This window comes from Cupriavidus sp. (genome assembly GCF_057315035.1).
Map to the genome: position 1 here is coordinate 42,366 of NZ_DBHKYV010000001.1, position 24,723 is coordinate 67,088.

General features: G+C 64.0%; 16 protein-coding genes. 6 read left to right on the top strand and 10 right to left on the bottom strand.

Annotation, left to right across the window (positions count from 1 at the left end):
* Positions 1-268 precede the first annotated feature (268 nt).
* From ACO550_RS00220 to ACO550_RS00235, 4 genes are read left to right on the top strand one after another with little or no spacing between them, the layout of a single operon-like run.
* A complete protein-coding gene (locus ACO550_RS00220) occupies positions 269-1,795 on the top strand; it encodes an MdtA/MuxA family multidrug efflux RND transporter periplasmic adaptor subunit (RefSeq protein WP_485993905.1) in 1,527 nt (508 codons plus the stop codon).
* A gap of 21 nt (positions 1,796-1,816) precedes the next feature.
* Positions 1,817-4,990, top strand: coding sequence for an MdtB/MuxB family multidrug efflux RND transporter permease subunit (locus tag ACO550_RS00225; protein ID WP_315596948.1), 3,174 nt, complete (start codon positions 1,817-1,819; stop codon positions 4,988-4,990).
* Entirely contained in the window at positions 4,990-8,292 is a 3,303-nt protein-coding gene (locus ACO550_RS00230; RefSeq protein WP_315596947.1) for an efflux RND transporter permease subunit, read from the top strand. Before ACO550_RS00225 ends, ACO550_RS00230 begins: the two co-directional genes overlap by 1 nt.
* On the top strand, positions 8,292-9,791 hold the full coding sequence (locus ACO550_RS00235; RefSeq protein ID WP_315596946.1) for an efflux transporter outer membrane subunit: 1,500 nt from the start codon (positions 8,292-8,294) through the stop codon (positions 9,789-9,791). The genes ACO550_RS00230 and ACO550_RS00235 overlap by 1 nt, the downstream gene beginning before the upstream one ends.
* Here ACO550_RS00235 and ACO550_RS00240 read toward each other — a convergent pair.
* The 5 genes from ACO550_RS00240 to ACO550_RS00260 all read right to left on the bottom strand — a co-directional run bounded on the left by ACO550_RS00240 (position 9,776) and on the right by ACO550_RS00260 (position 17,415).
* Complete coding sequence (locus ACO550_RS00240) at positions 9,776-11,386, bottom strand: scabin-related ADP-ribosyltransferase (RefSeq protein WP_315596945.1); 1,611 nt, start codon at positions 11,384-11,386, stop codon at positions 9,776-9,778. The genes ACO550_RS00235 and ACO550_RS00240 overlap by 16 nt on opposite strands.
* Before the next feature lie 19 nt (positions 11,387-11,405).
* Positions 11,406-13,022 (bottom strand): hypothetical protein, encoded by a 1,617-nt coding sequence (locus ACO550_RS00245; protein ID WP_315596944.1) that lies wholly within the window; start codon positions 13,020-13,022, stop codon positions 11,406-11,408.
* Positions 13,023-13,173: 151 nt separating this feature from the next.
* Positions 13,174-14,820, bottom strand: a complete 1,647-nt coding sequence (locus ACO550_RS00250; protein WP_315596943.1) for a hypothetical protein — start codon at positions 14,818-14,820, stop codon at positions 13,174-13,176.
* Entirely contained in the window at positions 14,814-16,439 is a 1,626-nt protein-coding gene (locus ACO550_RS00255) for a hypothetical protein (protein ID WP_315596942.1), read from the bottom strand. The genes ACO550_RS00250 and ACO550_RS00255 overlap by 7 nt, the downstream gene beginning before the upstream one ends.
* A 76-nt stretch (positions 16,440-16,515) precedes the next feature.
* Entirely contained in the window at positions 16,516-17,415 is a 900-nt protein-coding gene (locus tag ACO550_RS00260) for a LysR family transcriptional regulator (RefSeq protein ID WP_315596941.1), read from the bottom strand.
* A 212-nt stretch (positions 17,416-17,627) separates the two neighbouring features.
* Between ACO550_RS00260 and ACO550_RS00265 the strand changes: the two genes are divergently transcribed.
* Together ACO550_RS00265 and ACO550_RS00270 are read left to right on the top strand one after the other, a co-directional pair.
* Complete coding sequence (locus tag ACO550_RS00265) at positions 17,628-18,068, top strand: PACE efflux transporter (RefSeq protein WP_315596940.1); 441 nt, start codon at positions 17,628-17,630, stop codon at positions 18,066-18,068.
* A gap of 32 nt (positions 18,069-18,100) precedes the next feature.
* Positions 18,101-19,660, top strand: coding sequence for a D-alanyl-D-alanine carboxypeptidase (locus ACO550_RS00270; protein ID WP_315596939.1), 1,560 nt, complete (start codon positions 18,101-18,103; stop codon positions 19,658-19,660).
* Positions 19,661-19,727: 67 nt separating this feature from the next.
* On the opposite strand, the gene ACO550_RS00275 is transcribed toward ACO550_RS00270, so the two are convergent.
* The 5 genes from ACO550_RS00275 to fba form a co-directional block, all read right to left on the bottom strand.
* A complete protein-coding gene (locus ACO550_RS00275; protein ID WP_315596938.1) occupies positions 19,728-20,720 on the bottom strand; it encodes an L-threonylcarbamoyladenylate synthase in 993 nt (330 codons plus the stop codon).
* A 14-nt stretch (positions 20,721-20,734) separates the two neighbouring features.
* The gene (locus ACO550_RS00280) at positions 20,735-21,979 is read right to left on the bottom strand and encodes a 5-(carboxyamino)imidazole ribonucleotide synthase (protein ID WP_315596937.1); all 1,245 of its coding nucleotides are present in this window, start codon (positions 21,977-21,979) and stop codon (positions 20,735-20,737) included.
* Positions 21,980-22,008: 29 nt separating this feature from the next.
* Positions 22,009-22,506 (bottom strand): 5-(carboxyamino)imidazole ribonucleotide mutase, encoded by a 498-nt coding sequence (gene purE / locus ACO550_RS00285; protein WP_315596936.1) that lies wholly within the window; start codon positions 22,504-22,506, stop codon positions 22,009-22,011.
* Between the two features lie 18 nt (positions 22,507-22,524).
* Entirely contained in the window at positions 22,525-23,433 is a 909-nt protein-coding gene (locus ACO550_RS00290; protein ID WP_315596935.1) for a phosphoribosylaminoimidazolesuccinocarboxamide synthase, read from the bottom strand.
* A 110-nt stretch (positions 23,434-23,543) separates the two neighbouring features.
* Positions 23,544-24,608, bottom strand: coding sequence for a class II fructose-bisphosphate aldolase (gene fba / locus ACO550_RS00295; RefSeq protein WP_130390988.1), 1,065 nt, complete (start codon positions 24,606-24,608; stop codon positions 23,544-23,546).
* Positions 24,609-24,723 lie beyond the last annotated feature (115 nt).

Below are 24,723 nucleotides of genomic sequence, written 5' to 3' on the forward strand. Positions count from 1 at the left end.
TCGGCCCTAACGTTTTGTTTCTGGACGTTACACCCACGCCGCTGGTAATCCGCTGTAATAAATGCGGGAAGCCGCGAAATACGTGGGATGGCGGCCTCACATTATGCTTCACCCCATGACGCGCCCTGCCGGGCGCTATCCCACCAGACGGCGGCTCGCCCTGCCCTCGCGATGCGGCATACTGCTGCCACTTCGCCGTCACAGTCGCTGTGCGAATACCGTTTGGCACGCGCCCCTTTTTTGTCGTGCCGTTCCCAGGATTCCGGTCATGTCCCACCCACAACAAGGTCAGCCTCTCCCTCCCAACCCGCCCGGCGGTCCTACGCCCCCCGCGCGCTCCACCCGTTCGCGCCGCCGCACCTGGATTGCCGTTGCAGTCATCGTGGTGCTGGCCGGTGCCGGCTGGTACTGGCACAGCCACCGCCAGGCCGCGCAGGAAGCCGGCGCGGGCGCGGCCAACGGTGCCAGCGGTGCGGCAGGCATGGGTGCGGGGCGCCGCGGTCCAGGCGGCCCTGGCGGCCCCGGTGGCCCGAACGCAATGCCGCGCTCGCCGGTGGTGGTCAACACCGTGAGCAAGCGCAATATGGACGTGGTGCTCAATGGCCTCGGCAATGTGACGCCGGTGGCCAACGTCACGGTGCGCGCACAGGTTTCGGGTCCGTTGCTCAAGGTACTATTCAAGGAAGGCCAGATGGTCAAGGCCGGCGACGTGCTCGCCGAGATCGATCCGCGCCCGTTCCAGGCCGCGCTGGACCAGGCCTCGGGCCAGCTCGCGCGCGACCAGGCGCTGTTGCAGAACGCCCGTCTCGACCAGCAGCGCTACAAGACGCTGCTGGCGCAGGACTCGATCTCGAAGCAGCAGGTCGATACGCAGGACGCACTGGTGCGCCAATATGAAGGCACCGTCAAGACCGACCAGGGCAATGTCGACAACGCACGCCTGCAACTGGGCTACACGCGCATCGTGGCTCCGGCGTCGGGTCGCATCGGCCTGCGCCAGGTGGATCCGGGCAATATCGTCAACACCAGCGATACCAACGGCATCGCGCTGATCACGCAAATCCAGCCGATCACGGTGCTGTACACGATTCCGGAGGACAACCTGCCGGCCGTGCTCAGGAAGCTCAACGCCGGCGAGAAGCTGTCGGTACAGGCATGGGATCGGCAGATGCGCAACCAGTTGGCCGAGGGTACGCTGCTGACTACGGACAACCAGATCGATACCACCACCGGTACCGTCAAGCTCAAGGCGATTTTCCAGAACACCGACGGAATGCTGTTCCCGAACCAGTTCGTCAATGTGCGCACGCGCGTCGACACCATGGAAGACGCTACCGTAATTCCGGTGGCAGCGATCCAGCGCGGCCAGCAGGGCACTTTCGTTTATGTGATTGGCGACGATAGTGCGGTCAAGGTGCAGGTGGTAACGCTGGGCCCGAGCGACGGCAGCCGTACCGCCGTGCTCAAGGGCCTGGAGGCTGGCCAGCGCGTGGTGGTCGATGGCGCGGACCGTCTCAAGGAAGGCATGGTCGTGGAAGCGGTGGATCCCGCGGCACGCGCCGCCGCGTTGACGCCATCGAGCGCGCCGCGCGCGCGCGGTCGCCGCAACGGCGGTAACTGGGGTGGCGCCAGCGGTGCCCATGGCGGTGCCAGCGGCGCACATGCCGGTGCAAGCGATGCCGCGGGTGCGCCGGGTGAGCGCCGCCGCATGCGCGACGCCGACGCCAACCCGAACCCGACCACGAACACCCCGGCGAACCCCGGTGCCAACGTTGGCCAGCGGCCACAGCAGTAAGGCAAGGAGTCGAGAAGCGGCATGAATCCCTCACGCATCTTTATCGAGCGGCCGGTGGCCACGGCCTTGCTGATGCTCGCCATCCTGCTGTCGGGGCTGGTGGCATTCCGGCTGCTGCCGCTGTCGGCCCTGCCTGAAGTCGATTACCCGACCATCCAGGTCACCACGCTCTACCCCGGCGCCAGTCCCGATGTGATGACCTCGTCGGTCACCGCGCCGCTCGAACGCCAGTTTGGCCAGATGCCTGGCCTCAAGCAGATGTCGTCGTCGTCCTCGGGCGGCGCGTCGGTAATCACGCTGCAATTCGAACTGACACTGTCGCTCGATGTGGCCGAGCAGGAAGTGCAGGCCGCCATCAATGCCGGTGGCAACCTGCTACCGGCCGACCTGCCGATGCCGCCGGTCTACAGCAAGGTCAATCCGGCCGATGCGCCGATCATGACGCTGGCGATGACCTCGGACACCTTGCCGCTGCCGAAGCTGCAGGACATGGTCGATACGCGCGTGGCGGCCAAGATCTCGCAGATCCAGGGCGTGGGCCTGGTCACCATCAGCGGCGGCCAGCGGCCGGCCGTGCGGATCCAGGCCAACCCCACCGCGCTGGCGTCACTCGGCATGTCGATCGACGACCTGCGCACCGCCATCGGCAGCGCCAACGTGAACGGCGCCAAGGGCAGCTTCGACGGTCCGTCGCGCGCCTCCACCATCGACGCCAACGACCAGCTCAAGTCGGCCGACGAGTACAAGCAGATCATCATCGGCTACCAGAACGGTGCGCCGATCCGCATCACCGACGTGGCCGAGATCGTCGACGGGCCCGAGAACAGCCGGCTTGCCGCGTGGGCCAATGCCCGCCCAGCCATCGTGGTCAACATCCAGCGCCAGCCAGGCGCCAACGTGATCGAGGTGGTGGACCGCATCAAGACGCTGCTGCCGCAGTTGCAGTCGGCATTGCCGGCCTCGGTGCATGTGCAGTTGCTGACCGACCGTACCACCACGATCCGGGCCTCGGTCAAGGACGTGGAGTTCGAGCTGCTGCTGGCCATCGCGCTGGTGGTGATGGTGATCTTCGTATTCCTGCGCAATGTGTCGGCCACGATCATCCCGGGTGTCGCGGTGCCGCTGTCATTGGTGGGCACCTTTGGCGTGATGTACCTCGCAGGCTTCTCGATCAACAACCTCACGCTGATGGCACTGACCATCGCCACGGGCTTTGTGGTCGACGATGCGATCGTGATGATCGAGAACATCATGCGCTACATCGAGGAAGGCGATTCCCCGATGGAGGCCGCGCTCAAGGGCTCGAAACAGATCGGCTTCACGATCATCTCGCTGACGTTCTCGCTGGTGGCCGTGCTGATTCCGCTGCTGTTCATGGGTGACGTGGTAGGCCGGCTGTTCCGCGAGTTCGCGATCACGCTGGCGGTGTCGATCCTGATCTCGGCCGTGGTATCGCTGACGTTGACGCCGATGATGTGCGCGCGCCTGCTGCGCCATGTGCCCGAGAGCGAGCAATCGCGCTTTCACATCGCCACCGGCCGCTTCTTCGATAACGTGATCCATCACTACGGCCGGGCACTGGACTGGGTGCTGGCACGCCAGACCGCCACGCTGGTGGTGGCGGTCGGCACGCTGGTGCTGACCGGCCTGCTGTACCTGCTGGTGCCAAAGGGCTTCTTCCCGGTGCAGGACACGGGCGTGATCCAGGCCATTACCGAAGCCGCGCAGACCAGTTCGTTCCAGTCGATGGGGCGCAAGCAGGAAGCGGTACAAAAGGTGATTCTCGAAGACCCGGCCGTCGCCAGTGTCTCGTCGTTCATCGGCGTCGATGGCACCAATCAGACCATCAATGCGGGCCGCATGCTGATCAACCTGAAGCCCAAGGGCGATCGTGACTCGATGGCAGTGGTCACGCAGCGCCTGCAGGATTCGGTACAGAAGCTCGGCGGCGTTGCGCTGTACATGCAGCCCGTGCAGGACCTGACGATCGAGGACCGCGTGGCGCGCACCCAGTACCAGTTCACGGTGGAAGATCCGGATCCGACCGTACTGGCCGAATGGGTGCCAAAGCTCGTGGAACGGCTCAAGCAGGAACCCGAGCTGCGCGACGTGGCCAGCGACCAGCAGAACAACGGCCTGCGCGCATTCGTGGAAATCGACCGCGACGCCGCCGCGCGCTTCGGCATCACCACGGCCGTGATCGACAGCGCGCTGTACAGTGCATTTGGCCAGCGCCTGATCTCGACCATCTTCACGCAGGCCAGCCAGTACCGCGTAGTGTTGGAGACCATGCCGGAATTCCGCACCAGCCCGGCGTCGCTGGCGGAACTGCGCCTGCCGTCGTCATCGGGTGGCCAGGTGCCGCTGGGTTCGATCGCGCGCATCTCCGAGCGCACCGGCCCGCTGGTGATCAACCATCAGGGCCAGTTCCCGGCGGCGACGATCTCGTTCAACCTTGCCCCGGGCGAATCGCTGGGCGCGGCGGTCGACAAGATTACCAAGGTCGAGCAGGAAATCGGCCTGCCAATCTCGATGGCCACCGAATTCCAGGGTGCCGCGCTGGCCTTCCGTGCCTCGCTGTCGAACACGCTGTGGCTGATCCTGGCTGCGGTGGTCACGATGTATATCGTGCTGGGCGTGCTGTATGAGAGCACGATCCATCCGGTGACGATCCTGTCGACCTTGCCGTCGGCCGGCGTGGGCGCACTGCTGGCCCTGCTGGTGTTCAGGCAGGACCTCGGCATCATCGCGATCATCGGCATCATCCTGCTGATCGGTATCGTCAAGAAGAACGCGATCATGATGATCGACTTCGCACTTGAAGCCGAACGCGAACACGGCATGAAGCCGCGCGACGCCATTTTCCAGGCCTGCCTGCTGCGCTTCCGCCCGATCCTGATGACGACGATGGCGGCACTGCTGGCCGCGTTGCCGATGATGCTGGGCACCGGCATCGGGTCGGAACTGCGCCGGCCGCTGGGTATCACGATGGTGGGTGGCCTGCTGGTCAGCCAGGTGCTGACCTTGTTCACCACGCCGGTGATCTACCTGGCCTTCGACCGCGTGGCCTATCGACTCAAGGGATGGCGCAACCGCAAGTTCGGCAACCCCGACGAGGGTGGCGATGACGGTGACCATGACGGCGGTCACGGTGGCCACGCGGCGACGCCGCGTCCACAGGAGCCGAACGCCTGATGAACCTGTCGGCCTCCTTTATCCATCGCCCGGTAGCCACCGCGCTGCTGACCATCGGCATCCTGCTGGCGGGCATTGCCGCGTTCCGGCTGCTGCCCGTGTCGCCGCTGCCGCAAGTGGACTTCCCCACGATCTCGGTGTCGGCGTCGCTACCCGGCGCCAGCCCCGAGACCATGGCCGCCACCGTGGCCACGCCGCTGGAACGTGCGCTGGGTGCCATTGCCGGCGTCAACGAAATCACGTCGAGCAGTTCGCTCGGCTCCACGCGCGTGACGCTGCAGTTCGACCTGTCGCGTGATATCGATGGTGCCGCACGCGACGTGCAGGCCGCCATCAACGCCTCACGCGCCACGCTGCCCACGAGCCTGCCGAACAATCCCACCTATCGCAAGGTGAACCCGGCCGACGCGCCGATCATGATCATCGGCCTGACCTCGCCGACCATGACGCGCGGCCAGCTCTACGATGCCGCGTCGACGATCCTGTCGCAGAAGCTGTCACAGGTGGAAGGCGTGGGTCAGGTCACGATCGGCGGCTCGTCGCTGCCGGCGGTGCGGGTCGAACTGAACCCTACCGCACTGAACAAGTACGGCATCTCGCTCGAGGACGTGCGCAACACGATCAGCGCCACCAACGCCAACCGTCCGCTCGGCATCCTCGACAACCCCAACACGGCATGGCAGGTCTACGCCAACGACCAGGCGATGGCGGCCAAGGACTACATGCCGCTGATCATCCGCTACGCCACGCCAGGTACGTTTTCGTCGACCTCGGCCGGCGCGCTGATTGCCAGTACGGCCAATGCCGCGGCCGGCGGCAATGTCAGCAGCAAGACCGTCAACGGCGTCACGACCACCACCATTACCACCAGCAGCGGTACCACCACCATCAGCACGGGCGCTACCGGCGGCAATGCCACCAACGCGGGGCCAAACTCGTTCGCGGTGCCGGTGCGGTTGCAGGACGTGGCCAATGTGGTCGATTCGGTGCAGGACATCCGCAATGCCGGCTCCGCCAACGGCAAGCCATCGGTACTGCTGGTGCTGAACCGCTCGCCGGGCGCCAACATTATCGAGACCGTGGACCGCGTCAACGAGATGCTGCCGCAGTTGCGCAAGATGATCCCGGCCACGATCTCGATGGACGTGATGATGGACCGCACGCCCACCATCCGCGCGTCGCTGCGCGAGGTGGAGAACACGCTGATGATCTCGGTGGCACTGGTGATCATGGTGGTGTTCGTGTTCCTGCGCAATGTGCGCGCCACGCTGATCCCGAGCGTGGCCGTGCCGGTGTCGCTGGTGGGCACGTTCACGATCATGTACCTGGCCGGGTTCTCGCTGAACAATCTTTCGCTGATGGCGCTGACCATCGCCACCGGGTTCGTGGTGGACGATGCGATCGTGGTGCTGGAAAACATCTCGCGCCATATCGAGGAAGGCATGAAACCGCTGGCCGCCGCATTGCGCGGCGCCCGCGAAGTGGGCTTTACGGTGTTGTCGATGAGCCTGTCGCTGATTGCCGTCTTCATCCCGCTGCTGCTGATGGGCGGCATCGTGGGCCGGCTGTTCCAGGAGTTTGCCATCACGCTGTCGGTGGCCATCCTGGTTTCGCTGGTGGTATCGCTGACCACCACGCCAATGATGTGCGCACGGCTGTTGCGCCCGGTGCAGGAGCAACCCCGGGGGCGCTTCCACCGTGCGACCGAGCGCATGTTCACCTGGATGCAGGACGCCTACGCACGCACGCTGGGCGTGGCGCTGCGGCACGGACCCATCGTGTGGATCGTGCTGCTGCTGACCATCGCACTGAATGTCTATCTCTACGTGATCGTGCCGAAGGGCTTCTTCCCACAGCAGGATACGGGGCGGCTGATCGGCTTTATCCGCGCGGACCAGGCCACGTCGTTCCAGCTGATGCGCACCAAGCTCGACAACTTCATCAAGATCGTGCAGTCCGATCCGGCGGTGGTCAATGTCACGGGCTTTACTGGCGGATCGCAGCGCAATACCGGGCAGATGTTCGTCACGCTGAAGCCGCTCTCGGAGCGCAAGGAAACGGCCGACCAGATCATTGCGCGGTTGCGCGTGAAGCTGGCCAAGGAACCGGGTGCCAACCTGTTCCTGACACCGGTGCAGGATATCCGCATCGGCGGCCGCCAGAGCAGTTCCGCGTACCAGTTCACCTTGCAGTCCGACGACCTGGAAGTCCTGCGCGCCTGGGAGCCCAAGGTGCGCGCGGCGATCTCGAACATCAAGGGCATCGAGGACGTCGATACCGATACCAACGACAAGGGGCTGCAGACATCGGTCATCATCGATCGCGACACCGCATCGAAACTTGGTGTCACGGCGCAGCAGATCGATGCGATCCTTAACGATGCATTCGGGCAGCGGCTGGTCTCCACGATCTACCATCCGCTGAACCAGTATCGCGTGGTCATGGAGCTGAGTCCGGAGTACCTGCAGGGTCCGCATGCGCTGCAGGACATCTATGTGGTGACGGGCGGTGGCCATCGCGTGCCGCTGTCGTCGTTCGCGCGAGTGACACCAACCAGCACCCCGCTTGGCGTGAATCACCAGGGCCAGTTTGCCGCGTCGACGATCTCGTTCAATCTGGCCGAGGGCTATTCGCTGTCGCAGGCCACCGATGCGATCCGGCAGGCCATGGCAACGATTGGCGCGCCCGAAACGCTGCAGGCCAATTTCCAGGGTGGCGCCAAGGCGTTCCAGGACTCGCTCAAGAGCCAGCCGATCCTGATCCTCGCCGCGATTATCACGATCTATATCGTGCTGGGGATTCTCTACGAAAGCTATGTGCACCCGTTGACCATCCTGTCGACGCTGCCGTCGGCGGGCGTGGGTGCGCTGCTGGCCCTGCTGCTGTTCAAGACCGAGTTCAGCATCATCGCGCTGATTGGCGTGATCCTGCTGATCGGCATCGTCAAGAAGAACGCGATCATGATGATCGACTTCGCGATCGATGCCGAACGCCGCGACGGGCTCAGTCCGCGCGATGCCATCTATCGCGCCTGCCTGCTGCGCTTCCGGCCGATCATGATGACCACCGCGGCGGCCCTGCTCGGTGCGGTACCGCTGGCGCTGGGCCGCGGCGATGGCGCCGAACTGCGCGCGCCGCTGGGTATCTCGATCGTGGGCGGCCTGGTAGTGAGCCAGATGCTGACGCTGTACACCACGCCAGTGGTCTACCTGACGCTCGACCGCTGGCGACTCAAGGTCAATGCCTGGCGTGCGCGCCGGCAGCGTGGCGGTGACCAGGCCACGCCGCACCTCGAACACTGATGAAGGCTATTGCGATGTTCCGAAGCTCCTTTTCGATTACCGCCGTGGCGCTGGCCTGTGCGCTGCTGGCCGGCTGCGCCGTAGGCCCCGACTATCGGCGTCCCGATGCACCGGTACCCAAGGCATTCAAGGAAGCCGGCGAAGCCATGCCCGCATGGACCGGCGACTGGAAGACCGCCGACCCGCAGGATGCACTGGCGCGCGCCGACTGGTGGCGCGTCTTCAACGATCCCGTGCTCGACGAGCTGATGCCGCAGGTGCAGGTATCGAACCAGAACATCAAGGCCGCTGAAGCGATCTATCGGCAGGCCACGGCATCGCTGGCCGCCGCGCGGGCCGGATATTTCCCGACGGTGGGCGCCAATGCGGGCGTGTCGCGTGGCGCATCGAGTTCGAGCGGACGTGCCACCAATGGCCAGAACCTGACCCTGTCGGCAAGCTGGGAGATCGATGTCTGGGGCCGCATCCGCCGCCAGGTGGAAAGCGCCGAAGCCGGTGCACAGGCCAGCCAGGCCGACCTGGCATCGACCCTGCTCTCCACGCAGGCCACGCTGGCGCAAAGCTATTTCCTGCTGCGCGTGGCCGATGCCCAGCGCGCGTTGCTCGACCGCACCGTGGCCGACTACGCGAAATCGCTGCAACTGGTGCAGAACCAGTACAAGGCCGGCACCGCGCAACGCTCCGATGTACTGCAGTCGGAGACGCAGCTGAAGTCGGCACAGGCCCAGCAGATCGATATCCAGATCACGCGCGCGCAGCTCGAACACTCGCTCGCGGTGCTGATCGGCAAGCCGCCGTCGGAGCTGGCCATGGCCACCGTAGACACCGACGATGCCATTCCGCGCGTACCGGTCGCGGTGCCGTCGACGCTGCTCGAGCGCCGCCCGGACATCGCCGCTGCAGAGCGCCGCATGGCATCCGCCAACGCCGAAATCGGTGTGGCGCAGGCCGCGTACTACCCCACGCTGTCGCTATCCGCCACCGGCGGCCTGACCGCCAGCACGCTGGCGCGCTGGCTCTCGCTCCCCGACCGGATCTGGTCGGTCGGTGCCGGCCTGGCGGGCACCGTATTCGATGGCGGCCTGCGCAGCGCTGCCAAGGCCCAGGCCGTGGCCGCCTATGACCAGAACGTCGCCAACTATCGCCAGACCGTGCTGACCGCGTTCCAGGAGGTCGAGGACAACCTCGCCGCGGCGCGCCTGCTGGAGAGCGAGGCCACGGTGCAGAACGATGCCCTGCGCTCCGCACGCGAAGCGCTGGCGTTGGTGAACAACCGCTACAAGGCCGGTACGGCGGGCTTGCTCGACGTACTGACCGCACAGACCGCGGCCTACACCGCCGAGCGCACCGCGCTGACCATCACCGGACGCCAGTACACCGCGGCGGTCACGCTGATCAAGGCGTTGGGCGGCGGGTGGCATGGATACGATGACAATGCAGCAAGGCAGGCGGCACCCGCGGCCACGCAAGACTCTGCGACGGTTCAACATTCATCGTAGTCTTTCAGGTAGATCCAGTCCTCATTGTCCTTCTGGTCCTCCGGCGTACGACCGTAGACGGAGCGCTTGAGCATGAAGTATTCGCGCGTGGCCGTGAAGAAATTGTTGTGAAAATAGACGTTGCCGATCACGCCACGATTGTTTGGCACCAGTTGTGTCGGGCTCGGCGCGGGCTTCCTGCAGGCCCGGATACTGGTGATCTTGTCGTTCAGGCGCAGGCTGCGCAGCTTCCGGATATCCGCACCGCCGCTGAGGATGATGCATCTGCCGTGAAAGTTGGCGTGGTCACAGACGCGATAACGCTGCCCCTCCGCGGCACTGATGGAACTGGTATGGTCCTTGGCGCCGACGCGCAGTTCCGGCTCGACGGCATTCCATGGCAGGCAATCGATCCGGTTGGAGTACGCTTCATCCCGGTACAGGCAGATGTCACTGGTGGGATGGGGCAGCTTGGGATAGACCGGTATCACGGTAATGCCCGACCACCAGTTGCGGTCGTTGCCACTGAACACCCAGTACGGAGAGTACCCGTAGTCAAACAGGGAGTAGACCGTACCCTTGACCGGAATCTCTTGCACAAGGCGTATCCACGCCCTGTCGGCAAGCCCGTCGTCGAAGCGCTTGTCGACCCAGGTGTAGCGGCTGCCGCCCGCGCCGAGATGAACGCTGAACTGGTCGAATGCGGTAAGGTCCATGCAGTCGACTTTCAATGCTCTTGTTTCCCGCGATCCAGGTATGATCAGGCAGCCTTGGGGCGATTCGAACGTTGAGCTGTAGTTCGACCGACGCCATGTCTTCCACGGCACGTAGCGCTGTACCTTTTCACCGCTGAAGGGATCGATCACCGTCGACGCACGGTCGTCGGTCGACACGGAGAACACCTCGCATTGCCCATCGCTGCCGTTGGTTTGTGCCGACCGCTGATCGCGGTTGTCGCTCGTATTGCGCGTGCATGAGAAGCATGCGGAAACTGCCGCATAAGAGCGCGATGGGGTCAGAACCATGGTGCGATCGCGGATGGGCGTCTGAACCGGGAACTGTCGATTGGTGCCCTGCGTCTCGGCAGCCACATAGTTCGGGTTGCGCCGCTCTCCGCGATATTCGATCTGGTTGGCGGCATTGCGTCGGTAGATCTGGACCGATTCCACAAGCGAAGCTCGCACACCGCCATGTGCCAACCATTCCTGCTGGTGTTCGAAGCGCTCGGCAAGGGCGATGAATTGCCCGTGCGAGCCATAGCTGCGTGTCGCGCGCAGCGTGGCTGCCGATTCGTAGAAGCCGTCGTCGGCGCGAATGCGGTACACATAGGTTTCTGGCACCGGGCTGCTCATCATTGCATATAGCGCCCTTTCATAGGCGAACGCCTCCGATGCGGTCGTGGAGACAAAGACGGTCTGCCCCGTTGCGCAGGTCTGTCCGGTAATGTGCGCAATGATGTCCTCATTCGTGCCAGGCGCCGGAAATCCGTTGGCAAACACGGCGTCGGGATGCGGCCCGGCGCCGCCGATATAGACAAAGTCGGGGGGTGCCGCCCATACGGTCGCGCATGTCAGCAGACAAGCGGCCCAGGTAGCAACGCGTGCAATCGATGGCATGGTCGGCCTCCTTTCGATTTCAGCAAGCTTCGTATCCTTCCAGATATGACCAGTCGGCATTACCCTGGCGGCTGGCCGGCAACTTCCCGTACGTGGATGTCCTGAGCCGGTAGAACTCGCGTTTGCCGGTGGCAGGATCGTCGACGGCATAGATGCTGCCGATCACACCGTGATTCCGCGGCGGCGGCTTCCATGTGTTGGGCATCGGCTTGTTACACGCTCGAATGCTGGAAATCTTGTCGTTCATGCCCAGCGCGTGGAGCCGGGCGATATCGGTGTTGCCTTTCAGGATGAAGCATCGTCCCGCGTACCCGAAGTCCTCACAGACCTGGTACCGCTGACGGTCTGACGCCCGAATCGCACTGACCTCGTCATTGACGGCAGGTACGAGCCGCGCACCCCCGGCATTCCATCGCATGCAGCCCAGCATGTTGGTATAGCCCGCATCCTTGTACAGACAGATGTCGTCGCTTGCATGGGATAGCACGGGATATACCGGCAGCACGGTGACCCCGGACCACCAGCTGCTGTCGTTGCCACTGAACACCGACCGGATGCGATACCCGTAGTCCGCCAGCGTGTAACGTGTGCCCTTGACGGGAATATCCGAGGGCAGTTGCCCCCAAAGCTTGCCGACCACGCCGTCGTCATAGCGTTTGTCTACCCAGGTGTAGCGTCGCCCCCCCGCACCAAGGTGCACGCTGAATTCCGTGGCGCCCCTGAGCGTTGCGCAATTGACGGTCAGGACGCCGCTGCCGGGCACGATGTCGCAATCGACCGGACCCTGGAAGCTCGACTTGTAGTTGCTGCGACGCCAGGTGCGCCACGGCACGTAGCGCTGCACCTGCCTGCGCGTAATCGGGTCGATGACTGTAGTGGGTGTGGCAAGCGTCGACACCTGGAATGCCTCGCAGTATCCCGGCTGCTCAATGCCGTCAGCGGAGCGCTCCCGGCGCTCCGCGCGCCGATTGCCCACGCACGCGAAGCACGCGGACACCAGCGGATACGAAAACGAAGGAGAAATGACGCGCCTGCCATCGGGCTCACGTGACGGGACCGGCAGCGCCGCATCGTTGGCCCGGGTATCAAGGGCGACATAGCTGGGATTCTGGCGTACCCCGAGGTGCTCGAGTTCGCCGGTTTCGGTACTGACACGGTAGATCGAGACGGATTCCACCTGCGACGCGGCAATGCCGTTCGGCGAAACCCACTCCTCCTGGTGATGATAGGAATCGGCCGCGTCCTGCAACTGCTCGTACCAGCCGTGCCCATGCGCCGCGCGCAGTGACGTATCCGTGCTGTAGAGGTTGGGATCCGCGCGGATGCGATACACGTAGAACCGTCCGCCTGGATTCGTGGCCAGCGTATACATCGCGCGCTCGTAGGCAAAAGCCTCGGAAGCCGTGGTGGAGACAAAGGCCGTCTCCCCGCTGTCGCACGTCAGGCCATTCACATGCGACAGCAGGTCCTGATCGTGGCCTGGACTTGGGAATCCCCTGATGAACACCTCGTCGGGATGCGGCGCATCGACGCCCCGATAGACAAACGCGGGCGGTGCCGCGTTGGCGAGGACCGAGGCAAGCGCTAACGCAACCAGCACGGCAAGCTTGATGTATGTGTCGACAGACCTTCGCATCACACCTCCCTGTGTAGTGACAACGTAGGTTGTAGTGGCGCGATCAGCCGATGTCCGTCGTATCGTGCTTGAAGTTCGCCACGGGACCGCCAACGTGTGCAGGGGTTTTCCCACGTTGGGCACGTTGGCCATGTTGGTACGGATCGGCCGCCTAGCATTCGTCGTAACCGCTCTGGCCGACCCAGTCCGGGCTGCCGCGCTTGGGGTTACCAGGGAAAGGGCCATAGCTGGACCTCAGTAGCCGGAAGAACTCACGCCTGCCCGAGGCGGGGTTGTCGAAGGCAAAGATGCTCCCGATCACGCCGCGATTCAGCGGCGGTGCCTGCCAGACGTTCGGGGCTGGCTTGAGGCACGCGCGAATGCTGGATATGGTGTCGTTCATCCCTATGCGCTTCAGCGTCACGCCATCCGTGTCCCCCGACAGCACTACGCATTTCCCTCTGAAATTCGCGCCGTCGCAGACCCGGTAGCGCTGGCCATTGGCGGCGCTGATCGAACTGATCTGGTTGTCGATCTGCCGCACCAGGCTTGGGATCGAGGCGTTCCACCGGATGCAGGTCGACGCTTCGGTGAAGCCCAGGCCTTTGTGCAGACAGATATCGTTCAACGGTTGCGCCAGGACGGGATAGACCGGCAGTACCGTAATGCCGGACCACCACGATGAACTGATGCCACTGAACACATCGTAGATCGACCACGAGTAGTCATCGAGCATGTAGCGCGTTGCCTGGACTGGAATCTGCGACGCTCTCATGACCCAGCGATCGCGGACCAGCCCGTCTTCATACCACTTGTCGATCCACGTGTACGCGCTGCCTCCCGCGCCAAGATGAACCCTGAACTGCTTTGCGCCCTCGAGCCTGGCGCAATCGACGATCATGACATCCGGCGAGTCTCTCGAGCCAGGCATGACATTGCAGCGCTCGGGCGCCTCGTGACTGGCGTAGCCGCTCGTGCGGCGCCACGTCTTCCACGGCACGTAACGTTTTACCGCCTTGCCCGACACGGGATCGATCACCTTTTCCGGCTGGTCATCGCGGGCTACCACGAACGCACCACAGCGCTCCATCCAGGCTTGCTGGGTGGCATACCGCCGTTTGCGCGCAGGCGCCTGGCCACCCGTGCAGGAGAAGCATGCGGAAACCCCGGGCAGCGAGAAGGACGGCACAAGGAAACGCCGACTGTCGTCGCTGATGGCGAGGATCGGATAGGTTGCATTGCTCGCCGTGGTACTGGCCTCAAGGTAATTCGGATTGGTGCTCTCGCCGTGGAACACGATTCGTCCTGTCAAGGGATCGCGTCGATAGGCCTGAGCGGAATGCACCAGCGGCGGCGCCACGCCGCGATGTACAAGCCATTCCTCCTGATCGCGGGAGCGCTGTGCCGCCGCCAGCAGTTCCGGAAACGCGCCCCGGTAACGTTCGGCACTCAGCGAGGCAACGGCGCTGTAGAAGTTGCCGTCCGCGCGAATGCGGTAGACATAGGCCACCGCATTCGGATCCGTTCGCATCAGGTGCAGGGCACGCTCGTGCGCGAATGCCTCAAGCGCAGTCGTGGAGACAAAGGCCGTCTCGCCACTTGCGCAGGTCTGCCCGTTCACGTGTGCCATCACATCGTCGTTGGTACCCGGCGCGGCAAACCCGTTGATAAAAATGGCATCGGGTGTCTGGTCGGAGGCCAGGTAGACAAAGGCGGGGGGTGCGGCGGCACCGGTCCTGCAGGCCAACACCATGGCCATCAGCATGGCGTAACGGAGACTGGCCACTGCCATATGTCGCACGGCGCATGTCATCAGCATGGCTGGTACTCACTCACGTATGCCCAGTCGGCGCTACTCTGCCGGCCAGTCGGAAGGTCACCATAGAAGGATGACCGGAGCTGGAAATACACCCGCGGGCTTGCGGTGTCATGGGCTGCGGAATAGATGCTTCCGATCAGCCCCCGCCGGTTGCGTGGCAGCGTTTGCCAGACGGATGGCGCAGGCTTGTTGCAGGCGCGGATGCTGGAGATCCTGCTGCTCATGCCCAAACCGTTCAGCTTCGCCACGCCCGTGCTGCCCTTGAGAATCACGCAACTTCCCTTGAAGTCCTCATGTTCGCAAACCTGGTAGCGCTGGTCTTCTGCGGCGGAGATGGCGCGCACCAGATCGTTGACCGACGCATGTAAGCGTGGTGCCGAGACGCTCGATGCAAAGCAGGCCAGTGGGGCGGGATTCCGTGGTTCTCCATACAGGCAGATATTGGATGCCGAGCCGGGCAATGCCGGATACACCGGCATGACGGTAACATTCGACCACCAGCTCGAGTCGTTCCCGCCAAATACCGCGGCGGTGGTGTATCCGTAGTCGCGCAGCGTGTAGCGCGTACCTGTCACGGGGATGGCCGCAGGCGCACGTCCCCATGCTGTCGCAACCTCGCCATCGTCAAAACGTGAGTTGACCCAGGTGAAGCGACTTCCTCCCGCCCCGATCTGGACACTGAACCGGTTCGCGCCCTTGAGCCGGCTACAGTTGATCGCCAGGACATCGAGGCGTCGTGTGCCCGGCACGATGTTGCAGTCCAATGGCAGTTCCATGGCCGCGTAGTAATTGGTCTGTCGTGTAGTCTTCCATGGCACGTAACGCCGTACCTTTGCGCCACTGAGAGGATCTATCACCTGCGCGGGCCGGCTGTCCGCCGACACCGCAAAGGTGTCGCACCAACCCTCCCCGGCCTTGCCACCGGCGACATCGCGCGACACACGTTCGGCCGAACCGATACACACGAAGCATGCCGAGGTTGCCGAGAACGAAGGGGTCAGATGGCGCGTACGATCGCGCCCGGTCCCGGAAATTACCAGCGTGGCCGTGTTGCCTCGCGAATCGGCGTCGACGAAGTCGCTGTTGTGAGCCTCCGCAAGCAGCTCGATGGCATCGGTTGCCGGATTGCGGCGGTAGGAAAATGCCGCCTGCACATGGGTGTTCGGCACACCGCGATGCGCAAGCCACTCTTGCTGATGCCGCGTCTGCGCGGCCATGACGGCGAGCTGCGGCAACACGGACCGATAGCGCTTGTCACTGAGCGATGCGTCGACACCATAGAACTTCCCGTCCGCGCGGATCCGGAAGACATGGACGACTGCCCGTGGATTGGCCACAAGGAAGTACAACGCCCGTTCGTGCGCGAAGGTTTCCGATGCCGTGACGGACACGAAGCCCGTACTGGCGCTTACGCATGTCTGGCCATTGACGTGCGCGACGACATCGTCGTCGGTACCCGGCGCGGGAATGCCGCGTGCAAACACTTCGGCGGGCGACAGTCTGTCGCTGGTCAGGTACACATACGCCGGCGGTGCCGCATGCGCCGACGCGCATGCGGCCAGTATCAACGCGCCATTCAGTATCCACAAAGGCGAACCACAAGACGATTCCCGCATCATGATCTCCGGACGTTGCCCTGTCCTGAGTTGTAGTGATGCGATCGGTTGTTGTCTCTCGTATCCTGTTGAAAGCGCGCTATCGTTGTGGCGGCACTGGCAACGGCTGCCTGCTGACCTGTTCACGCAGCCAGGTGGCCGCCTTGCCCAGCGGCCGCTGCTTGTGCCAGACCAGTTCCATCGCCACGGGCCAGTCATGGTCCTGGAAAGCAAGCTGCGGCGACACCAGGCCCGTCGCGGCCGGTGAATTCGCCGCTACGTGCCATGGCACGAAGGCCCAGCCCAATTTGCGCTTGACCAGTTCAACGATCACCCATTGGCTCTCGACCCACCACACCTCTGCAGCCACGCGTAGCCGTTTCTTTTCTTCGCTATCGCTACGGGTAGCCACCATCAACTGTCGATAGCGCTTGAGTTCCTCGAAATCGACGCGCGGCTGCGCTGCCAACGGGTGATCTGGAGCGCAGATGATCGGCATCGGCACCCAGCCCAATGCGTGAAAGCCCAGTTCCGGCGGCAGTACTTCCTGGCGCCACATGATGCCGAGGTCCGCGCACTGGCTCAGCACCAGGCGGCTCACATCCTCCATCAACGGAAACAGCAATTCCAGTTCGACCGATGGAAAGCGCTGCGAGAACTCGACCAGCAGCTCGCCGAGCGTCTCCTCGGGGTAGAGCTCATCGACCGCCAACGTCAGGCGCGACTCGACCCCTTCGCCGAGACTCTTGGCCACGCCGCGAAAATGTTCGCAACGCTCCAGGATCACGCGCGCTTCCACCAACAGCCGTTCACCGGCAGGTGTCAGCACCGGATACCGTGCACTGCGGTCGAACAAAGCGTTGCCCAGATCGATTTCAAGATTGGCCACCGCAGTGCTGACCACCGATTGCGCCTTGCCAAGCTGGCGTGCGGCGGCGGAAAACGACCCGGTCTCGGCGGCGGCGGCAAAGGCTTGCAGTTGGTCGATGGAAAGGCTCATGGCTGGGATCCCGCGTTGGAGTTGCTTGAGGTTCAGTTGTGACCTGGCTCGACTTGATGCGCTGGCCATCTCCCCCGCCCTCTCCCGCGCGCGGGAGAGAAAGCACGTGGTGATCGAGCGCGCTCATCCATCTGTTTTCACGATGGTATCTAACTTGCCCCCAGCTGTCTCGCCGATAGAATGCAGCCTATCGTCAGTTATGGAGTATTCCCATGCGCACCACCGGAGACCGGATCCGTCACACCGTAGGCTTCGAGCTGATCGGGCTGATGGCGTTCGCGCCGCTGGCAAGTCTGGTATTTGGCTATGAACTGCACCAGATGGGCATCGTCGGTGCGGTGGCCTCGCTGATCGCGGCGACCTGGAACTACGTCTACAACATCCTGTTCGACCGTGCGATGTTGCGTTTTACCGGCCAGCTCAGGAAATCCACCATGGTTCGCGTGTTGCACGCGATCCTGTTCGAAGGTGGCCTGCTGATCGTGTTCCTGCCATCGGTGGCGTGGTACCTGAATATCAGCCTGCTCGATGCCTTCATCATGGACATCGCCGTGGCCGGCTTCTACATGGTCTATGCGTTCTTCTACAACTGGGCCTATGACCTGATCTTCCCGATCCCGAACGCGAAATTGAGGCCTGAAACGCCTGCATGACGTCATCCGGCGAGCATGGGCCATGCGTTAACATGCTCGCCATGCCTATTCGCCCCCTGCACCAACACCGCCGCCTGTCCGCCGCCCTCGTGGCGGCCACGCTGCTCGTCCTAGGCCCGTCAGTAGCACAGGCCAAGCCCGTCAAGAATCTCAAGGCCACCAAGGCGGCCAGCGTGCAGCGCGTGAATGCCGCGCCGGCAGACCCGGCGGCGGCGCGCTCCGGACTGCCCGCGACCGTCACGGCCGCGCTGCGCCACGCCCATGTGCCGCTGTCCGCCGCGAGCTTCTATGTGGTCAAGGTCGGTGCGCCGCAGGCCCGCGTCAGCTGGAATGCGGAAACGCCGATGAACCCGGCCTCGACGATGAAAGTCGTGACCACGTTCGCCGGACTGCAGATGCTTGGTCCCCAGTTTCGCTGGCAGACGTCGCTTTATAGCGACAGCCAGCCCGGCCCCGATGGCGTGATCAACGGCAACGTCTATCTGCGCGGCCGCGGCGATCCGAAGCTCGTACCAGAGGAAATGGCCAAACTGGTGGCCACGGCGCGCTCGACCGGCGCCACCACCATCAATGGCGATGTGGTGCTGGACCGCAGTTTCTTTGCCGATGGACTGAACAGCAACTACACGATCGACGGCGAATCGCAGCGCGCCTATAACGTCAATCCCGATGCGTTGCTTTACGCGTTCAAGACCCTGTCGTTCACGATTACGCCGGATGCCGGTAACCGTAGCGTCGACGTAACCGTAACGCCGGCGCTGGCGCAGTTGCGCGTGGAAAATCGCCTCACGCTGGCCAATGGCCGATGTGGCGACTGGCGCACGGGGGCCACACCCAACATCACGCCGCAGCCTGACGGCACCATCGTCGCGTCGTTCGATGGCAGTTATTCGTCCGACTGTGGCGAGCACATCGTCAATCTGGCGACGCTGTCGCACAGCGACTTTATCTGGGGCGGCTTTGTCGCCGAATGGCAAACCGCCGGAGGCCGCTTCATGCGCCCGCCGGGCTTGCGCAGCGGCCCGGTACCACGTGGCGCATTCCTGCTGGCGCGCCACTATGGCCAGCCGCTGGCCGATATCGTGCGCGATATCAACAAGTTCTCGAACAATGTCATGGCGCGTCAGCTGTTCCTGACAATCGGCGCCGAGATCGATCGCGCCGGCCCGGCCAGCACCGACAAATCGGCGCGCGTGATCAAGCGCTGGCTGAGCCGCCAGGGACTCGACATGCCGGGACTGGTGCTGGAAAACGGCTCGGGACTGTCACGCGATGAGCGGATCAGCGCCTACGATATGGCCCGCCTGTTGCAACAGGCATTGGCCAGCGACGTCGGCCCGGTGCTGCTCGATTCCCTGCCGATCCTTGGCGTCGACGGCACGCTGCGCAACCGCCTGACGCGCGCCAATGCTGCCGGGAATGCCTATCTGAAGACGGGTACGCTGGCCGACGTACGTGCGCTGGCCGGCTATGTCGATGCGCTCAATGGCGAGCGCTATGTGGTGGTGGCCTATATCAACCACCCGAACGCATCGGGCGCGCAGGAAGCGCATGACGCGTTGATGCAATGGGTGTACAAGGGCGCGCCTTGACCGAGTATGGTCTCCCCTCTCCCGCCCGGCGGGAGAGGGGCCGGGGGAGAGGGCTAGCGCGTCAAGCTCAGCTATCCTCGAACGCGGCCGCCGCGCGGCCGAGCCGATCGCGCACGCCGTCCCACTCATGCGTTTCCGGCACCGGCGCGAACACCAGCCGCTGATAGCCTTCCTTATCCAGCCGACGCAGCAAGCCATACAGGGCCTGCGCATAGGCATCGGGCGTGGCCGGTGCCTCAACGAACTCGCAGCGCGGATCCGTACTGGCCGCGGCCTTGCCGACAAAAGCCAGGCGACCGCCAGCCGGCAAGCCATGCAGCAACTTCGGCAGCGCATCGGCCTGAGCCAGTGTCAGCGTGGTACGCGGCGCATAGTGAGCCTTGAGCGTGCCCGATGCGCGAGGCGCCGTGGCATCGGGCGCCAACGGCGTGACGCCAAGCACATCAGCCATCATCGCCGCAGTGATCGCACCCGGTCGCAACAGCACCGGTCCAACGCTGTCCAGGCGCGAGAGGTCAATGATCGACGACTCGATGCCCACGTCCACGGCGTCGCCTTCCAGTACGTAAACCGCGCCACCAAACTCGTCACGAACATGTTCGGCCGTGGTCGGGCTGACCTGGCCGAACTTGTTCGCGGATGGCGCGGCGATGCCGCCCCGGCCACGCTTGAAGCGCGCCAGCAGCGCCTGGGCCACCGGATGCGACGGGCAGCGCAAGCCAATGCTGTCCTGTCCACCGGCAACGGCGGCGGGAATATGCGCGGCACGCTTCAGGATGATGGTCAACGGGCCGGGCCAGAATGCGTCGATCAGCTTGCGCGCGGCCTCGGGGACGTCGTCGGTCCAGTAGCCGACATCGGCACCGTCCACCACGTGCACGATCACCGGATGGTTCGACGGGCGGCCCTTGGCGGCGAAGATGCGCGCCACGGCTTCGATATTCTCTGCGTCCGCGCCAAGGCCATAGACGGTCTCGGTTGGAAAGGCCACGAGCTGGCCGTCTTCCAGCAGGCGGACCGCCTCGTCCAGCTCGGCGGCCGTGGGCATGCGTGATGACATTGCAGCGGTTCCGATCAGAGCGCGATATGCAGCGCCTTCGCGGCAACATCGAACGCGTTGGCAGCGCTTTCGGCATGCTCGCCAACGCAGTTCACGTGGCCCATCTTACGCGACGGGCGCGCATCGCTCTTGCCATACAGATGCAGCTTGGCACCGGGCTGGGCCATCACCTCGTCCCAGGCAGGGGTGCGCTCCAGGCCAAACTCGAACCAGCAATCGCCCAGCAGGTTCAACATCTTGCCGGCCGAATGCTGGCGCGTGCTACCCAGCGGCAGGCGTGCCATGGCACGCACCTGTTGCTCGAACTGGCTGGTCTCGCAGGCATCCATCGTGATGTGGCCCGAGTTGTGCGGACGCGGCGCCATCTCGTTGGCAACCAGCGTGCCATCGATCAGTACGAAGAACTCGATGCACAGCACGCCCACGTAGCCCATTTCAGAGGTGATCGTGGCTGCGGCGGAACGGGCACGCGTGGCGATGTCGTCGGATACGCTCGTCGACGGCATGGTGGTCGAAAACAGGATGCCGTCGCGGTGCACATTCTCGGCCAGCGGCCACGTGGCCGTGGTGCCATCGGCGGCACGCGCGGCCAGCACCGACACTTCATAGGCCAGCGGCAACATCTGCTCGAGCACGCAAGGCACATGCTGCATGGCCTTCCATGCGGCACGCACGTCTTCACGCGTCTTCACGCGGGCCTGGCCCTTGCCGTCATAGCCCATGCGTGCGGTCTTCAGGATGCCGGGCAGCACGTTGTCCGGCACGTTGTCGACGTCGGCATCGTGCTGGATCACCCAGTGCGGAGCCGGCGGCACGCCGGTGCGTTCGGCACAGGCAGCAAAGAACTTCTTCTCGCCGATCCGGTTCTGCGCAATCGACACGCAATAACCACGCGGTGCCACGAACACCCCAGCCTGCTCGAGCCGGTCCAGCGAGATCGACGGTACGTTCTCGAACTCGGTACTCACCGCCTCGCAGAGGTTCGACAGTTCTGCCAGCGCCGCCTCGTCGGTATAGGACGCGCAGATATGGCGATCGGCCACGTTGCCGGCCGGGCTGTCCTGGTCCGGATCGAGCACGCAGACACGATAGCCCATCGACTGCGCCGCGTGCGTGAACATGCGGCCGAGCTGGCCGCCGCCAAGCATGCCGAGCCATGCACCGGGCAGGATCGGGGAGCTGGGGCTGTCCACGCCGAATTCGGCGCGCGACTCGGGCGTATGCGCCTCGCGCAAGTAGGGATGGATATCGGTCGGCATGGTCAGGCTTCAGTAAAACGGTGCGGTATTTATACAGGCAGCGTCATCGCGCGCGCGGCATCGGTCTGCTTGGCGCGGAATGCTTCCAGCGCGCTGGCCAGCGCGTCATCGGTGGTGGCCAGCGTGGCGATCGCGTGCAAGGCGGCATTGGCGGCGCCGGCTTCGCCGATCGCAAACGTGGCAACCGGCACGCCCTTGGGCATTTGCACGATCGACAGCAACGAATCCTCGCCGCGCAGGTATTTCGACGGCACCGGCACGCCGAACACCGGCACGATGGTCTTGGCGGCGATCATGCCCGGCAGATGCGCGGCACCGCCGGCACCGGCGATGATCGCGCGGATGCCACGGCCGCGGGCCGTCTCGGCATAGCGGAACATGTCGTCGGCCATGCGGTGCGCCGAAACCACCTGCGCCTCGAACGGTACGTTGAAATCCTTGAGCATGGCCACGGCGTGCTGCATGACGTCCCAGTCGGAACTGCTGCCCATCACCACGCCCACCACCGGCTTTGCTGCGTTACTCATGTTCTTGATCCTTCCGCCTTACAGCAGCTGCTCGCCGGTCAGGCGCGTCAGTGCTTCCTTGTACTTGTCGGCGGTCTTCTGCACGACGTCCTCGGGCAGCTTCGGCGCCGGCGCGGTCTTCGGCCACGGCTTGCCGTCGATGCGCACGGCTTCGAGCCAGTCGCGCACGAACTGCTTGTCGAACGACGGCGGGTTGGTGCCCACCTGGTACGAATCGGCCGGCCAGAAGCGCGACGAATCGGCGGTCAGCACTTCGTCCATCAGCGTCAGCGTACCGTCCTCGTCAAGGCCGAATTCGAACTTGGTATCGGCAATGATGATGCCGCGCGTGGCAGCGTAGTCGGCGGCTTCCTTGTACAGGCGGATCGAGATCTCGCGCATCTTGCCAGCCAGTTCGGCACCAATGCGCTGCTCCACTTCCTCGAACGAGATGTTCTCGTCGTGCTCGCCCATCTCGGCCTTGGCCGCCGGCGTGAAGATCGGCTCGGGCAGCTTCTGCGCGTTCTGCAGGCCAGCCGGCAGCGCGATACCGCACACCTTGCCGGTCGCCTGGTAATCCTTCCAGCCACTACCCGCCAGATAGCCACGTACCACCGCTTCCACCAGGATCGGCTTCAGGCGCTTGACCACCACGGCGCGGCCCTTGACCTGCGCCACTTCATCCGGTGCCACCACGCTTTCGGCGGTCACGTCGGTCTCGTGGTTCGGCACGATGTGCGCGAGCTTCCTGAACCAGAAATTGGCCATCTGGTTCAGCACGCGGCCCTTGGCCGGAATCGGCTCGCCCAGGATCACGTCGAACGCCGACAGGCGATCGGTCGTCACGATCAGCAGCTTGTCGTCGCCGACGGCGTAGTTGTCGCGGACCTTGCCCTTGCCGAGCAGCGGCAGGGACTGGATGGAGGATTCGTAGAGGGCGTCAGACATGGTGTGAAAGCGGCAGCGGCTGAAAACAAGCGGGGCTTCGTGCGCGATGCGAAGCCCCATGAAGTACGAACGCCCCGTGCGCAAACCTGCGGACGGGGCGGCATTGCAATTTACTGCACGACCTGGGCGAGCTTGCCGGCCTTGTACTGGCCTGCGATATCGACCAGCGACACGGACTTGATCTTGCTGGCCTGGCCTTCGCAACCGAATGCGATGTAGCGGGCCTTGCAAACCTGCTTGGCGGCTTCGCGAGCCGGCTTCAGGTATTCACGCGGGTCGAACTTGCTCGGGTTCTCGGCAAAGAAGCGGCGGATCGCACCGGTCATGGCCAGACGGATATCGGTATCGATATTGATCTTGCGCACGCCGAACTTGATGGCTTCCTGGATTTCCTCGACGGGCACGCCGTACGTTTCCTTCATGTCGCCACCGAACTTGCGGATCTCTTCCAGCAGTTCCTGCGGCACCGACGACGAACCGTGCATCACCAGGTGCGTGTTCGGGATGCGCGCGTGGATTTCCTTGATGCGGCTGATCGCCAGGATATCGCCGGTCGGCTTGCGCGTGAACTTGTAAGCGCCGTGCGACGTGCCAATGGCGATGGCCAGTGCGTCGAGCTGGGTGGCCTTGACGAAGTCGGCGGCCTGCTCCGGATCGGTCAGCAGCATCGAGTGGTCGAGTACGCCTTCGGCGCCGATGCCGTCTTCCTCGCCCGCTTCACCGGTTTCCAGCGAGCCCAGGCAGCCCAGTTCGCCTTCCACGGTCACGCCCACCGCGTGTGCCAGTTGCACCACCTTGCGGGTCACGTCGACGTTGTAGTCGTATTCGGCCGGCGTCTTGCCGTCTTCGCGCAGCGAACCGTCCATCATCACCGACGAGAAGCCCAGGTCGATGGCGCCCTGGCAGATTGCCGGCGACTGGCCATGATCCTGGTGCATCACCACCGGGATATGCGGATAGGCTTCCACCGCGGCTTCGATCAGGTGGCGCAGGAAATGCTCACCGGCATATTTGCGGGCGCCGGCGGAGGCTTGCATGATCACCGGGGCATTGACCTCGTCGGCGGCCTGCATGATGGCCTGCACCTGCTCGAGGTTGTTCACGTTGAAGGCCGGCAGGCCGTAGCTGTTCTCGGCGGCATGGTCCAGCAGCTGGCGCATGGATACGAGTGGCATGTCTAACTCCTGAATGTAAAAAGCTGGGGTATCTCTGAATTCTTGTCGATGCTGCGCCGGGCAGGTTCGCGCATCCGTGGCGCGCCGTCCGTGCAGCGCCCCACATGGGAAGTCG

Excerpts from the sequence above, each read along its gene's own strand:
- ACO550_RS00240 (WP_315596945.1), bottom strand. The coding sequence starts at position 11,386 with ATGCCATCGATTGCACGCGTTGCTACCTGGGCCGCTTGTCTGCTGACA.
- ACO550_RS00245 (WP_315596944.1), bottom strand. The coding sequence starts at position 13,022 with ATGCGAAGGTCTGTCGACACATACATCAAGCTTGCCGTGCTGGTTGCG.
- ACO550_RS00260 (WP_315596941.1), bottom strand. The coding sequence starts at position 17,415 with ATGAGCCTTTCCATCGACCAACTGCAAGCCTTTGCCGCCGCCGCCGAG.
- purE (WP_315596936.1), bottom strand. The coding sequence starts at position 22,506 with ATGAGTAACGCAGCAAAGCCGGTGGTGGGCGTGGTGATGGGCAGCAGT.
- ACO550_RS00275 (WP_315596938.1), bottom strand. The coding sequence starts at position 20,720 with ATGTCATCACGCATGCCCACGGCCGCCGAGCTGGACGAGGCGGTCCGC.
- ACO550_RS00280 (WP_315596937.1), bottom strand. The coding sequence starts at position 21,979 with ATGCCGACCGATATCCATCCCTACTTGCGCGAGGCGCATACGCCCGAG.
- ACO550_RS00255 (WP_315596942.1), bottom strand. The coding sequence starts at position 16,439 with ATGATGCGGGAATCGTCTTGTGGTTCGCCTTTGTGGATACTGAATGGC.
- ACO550_RS00270 (WP_315596939.1), top strand. The coding sequence starts at position 18,101 with ATGCTCGCCATGCCTATTCGCCCCCTGCACCAACACCGCCGCCTGTCC.
- ACO550_RS00250 (WP_315596943.1), bottom strand. The coding sequence starts at position 14,820 with ATGCTGATGACATGCGCCGTGCGACATATGGCAGTGGCCAGTCTCCGT.
- ACO550_RS00235 (WP_315596946.1), top strand. The coding sequence starts at position 8,292 with ATGAAGGCTATTGCGATGTTCCGAAGCTCCTTTTCGATTACCGCCGTG.
- ACO550_RS00230 (WP_315596947.1), top strand. The coding sequence starts at position 4,990 with ATGAACCTGTCGGCCTCCTTTATCCATCGCCCGGTAGCCACCGCGCTG.
- ACO550_RS00290 (WP_315596935.1), bottom strand. The coding sequence starts at position 23,433 with ATGTCTGACGCCCTCTACGAATCCTCCATCCAGTCCCTGCCGCTGCTC.
- ACO550_RS00220 (WP_485993905.1), top strand. The coding sequence starts at position 269 with ATGTCCCACCCACAACAAGGTCAGCCTCTCCCTCCCAACCCGCCCGGC.
- fba (WP_130390988.1), bottom strand. The coding sequence starts at position 24,608 with ATGCCACTCGTATCCATGCGCCAGCTGCTGGACCATGCCGCCGAGAAC.
- ACO550_RS00265 (WP_315596940.1), top strand. The coding sequence starts at position 17,628 with ATGCGCACCACCGGAGACCGGATCCGTCACACCGTAGGCTTCGAGCTG.
- ACO550_RS00225 (WP_315596948.1), top strand. The coding sequence starts at position 1,817 with ATGAATCCCTCACGCATCTTTATCGAGCGGCCGGTGGCCACGGCCTTG.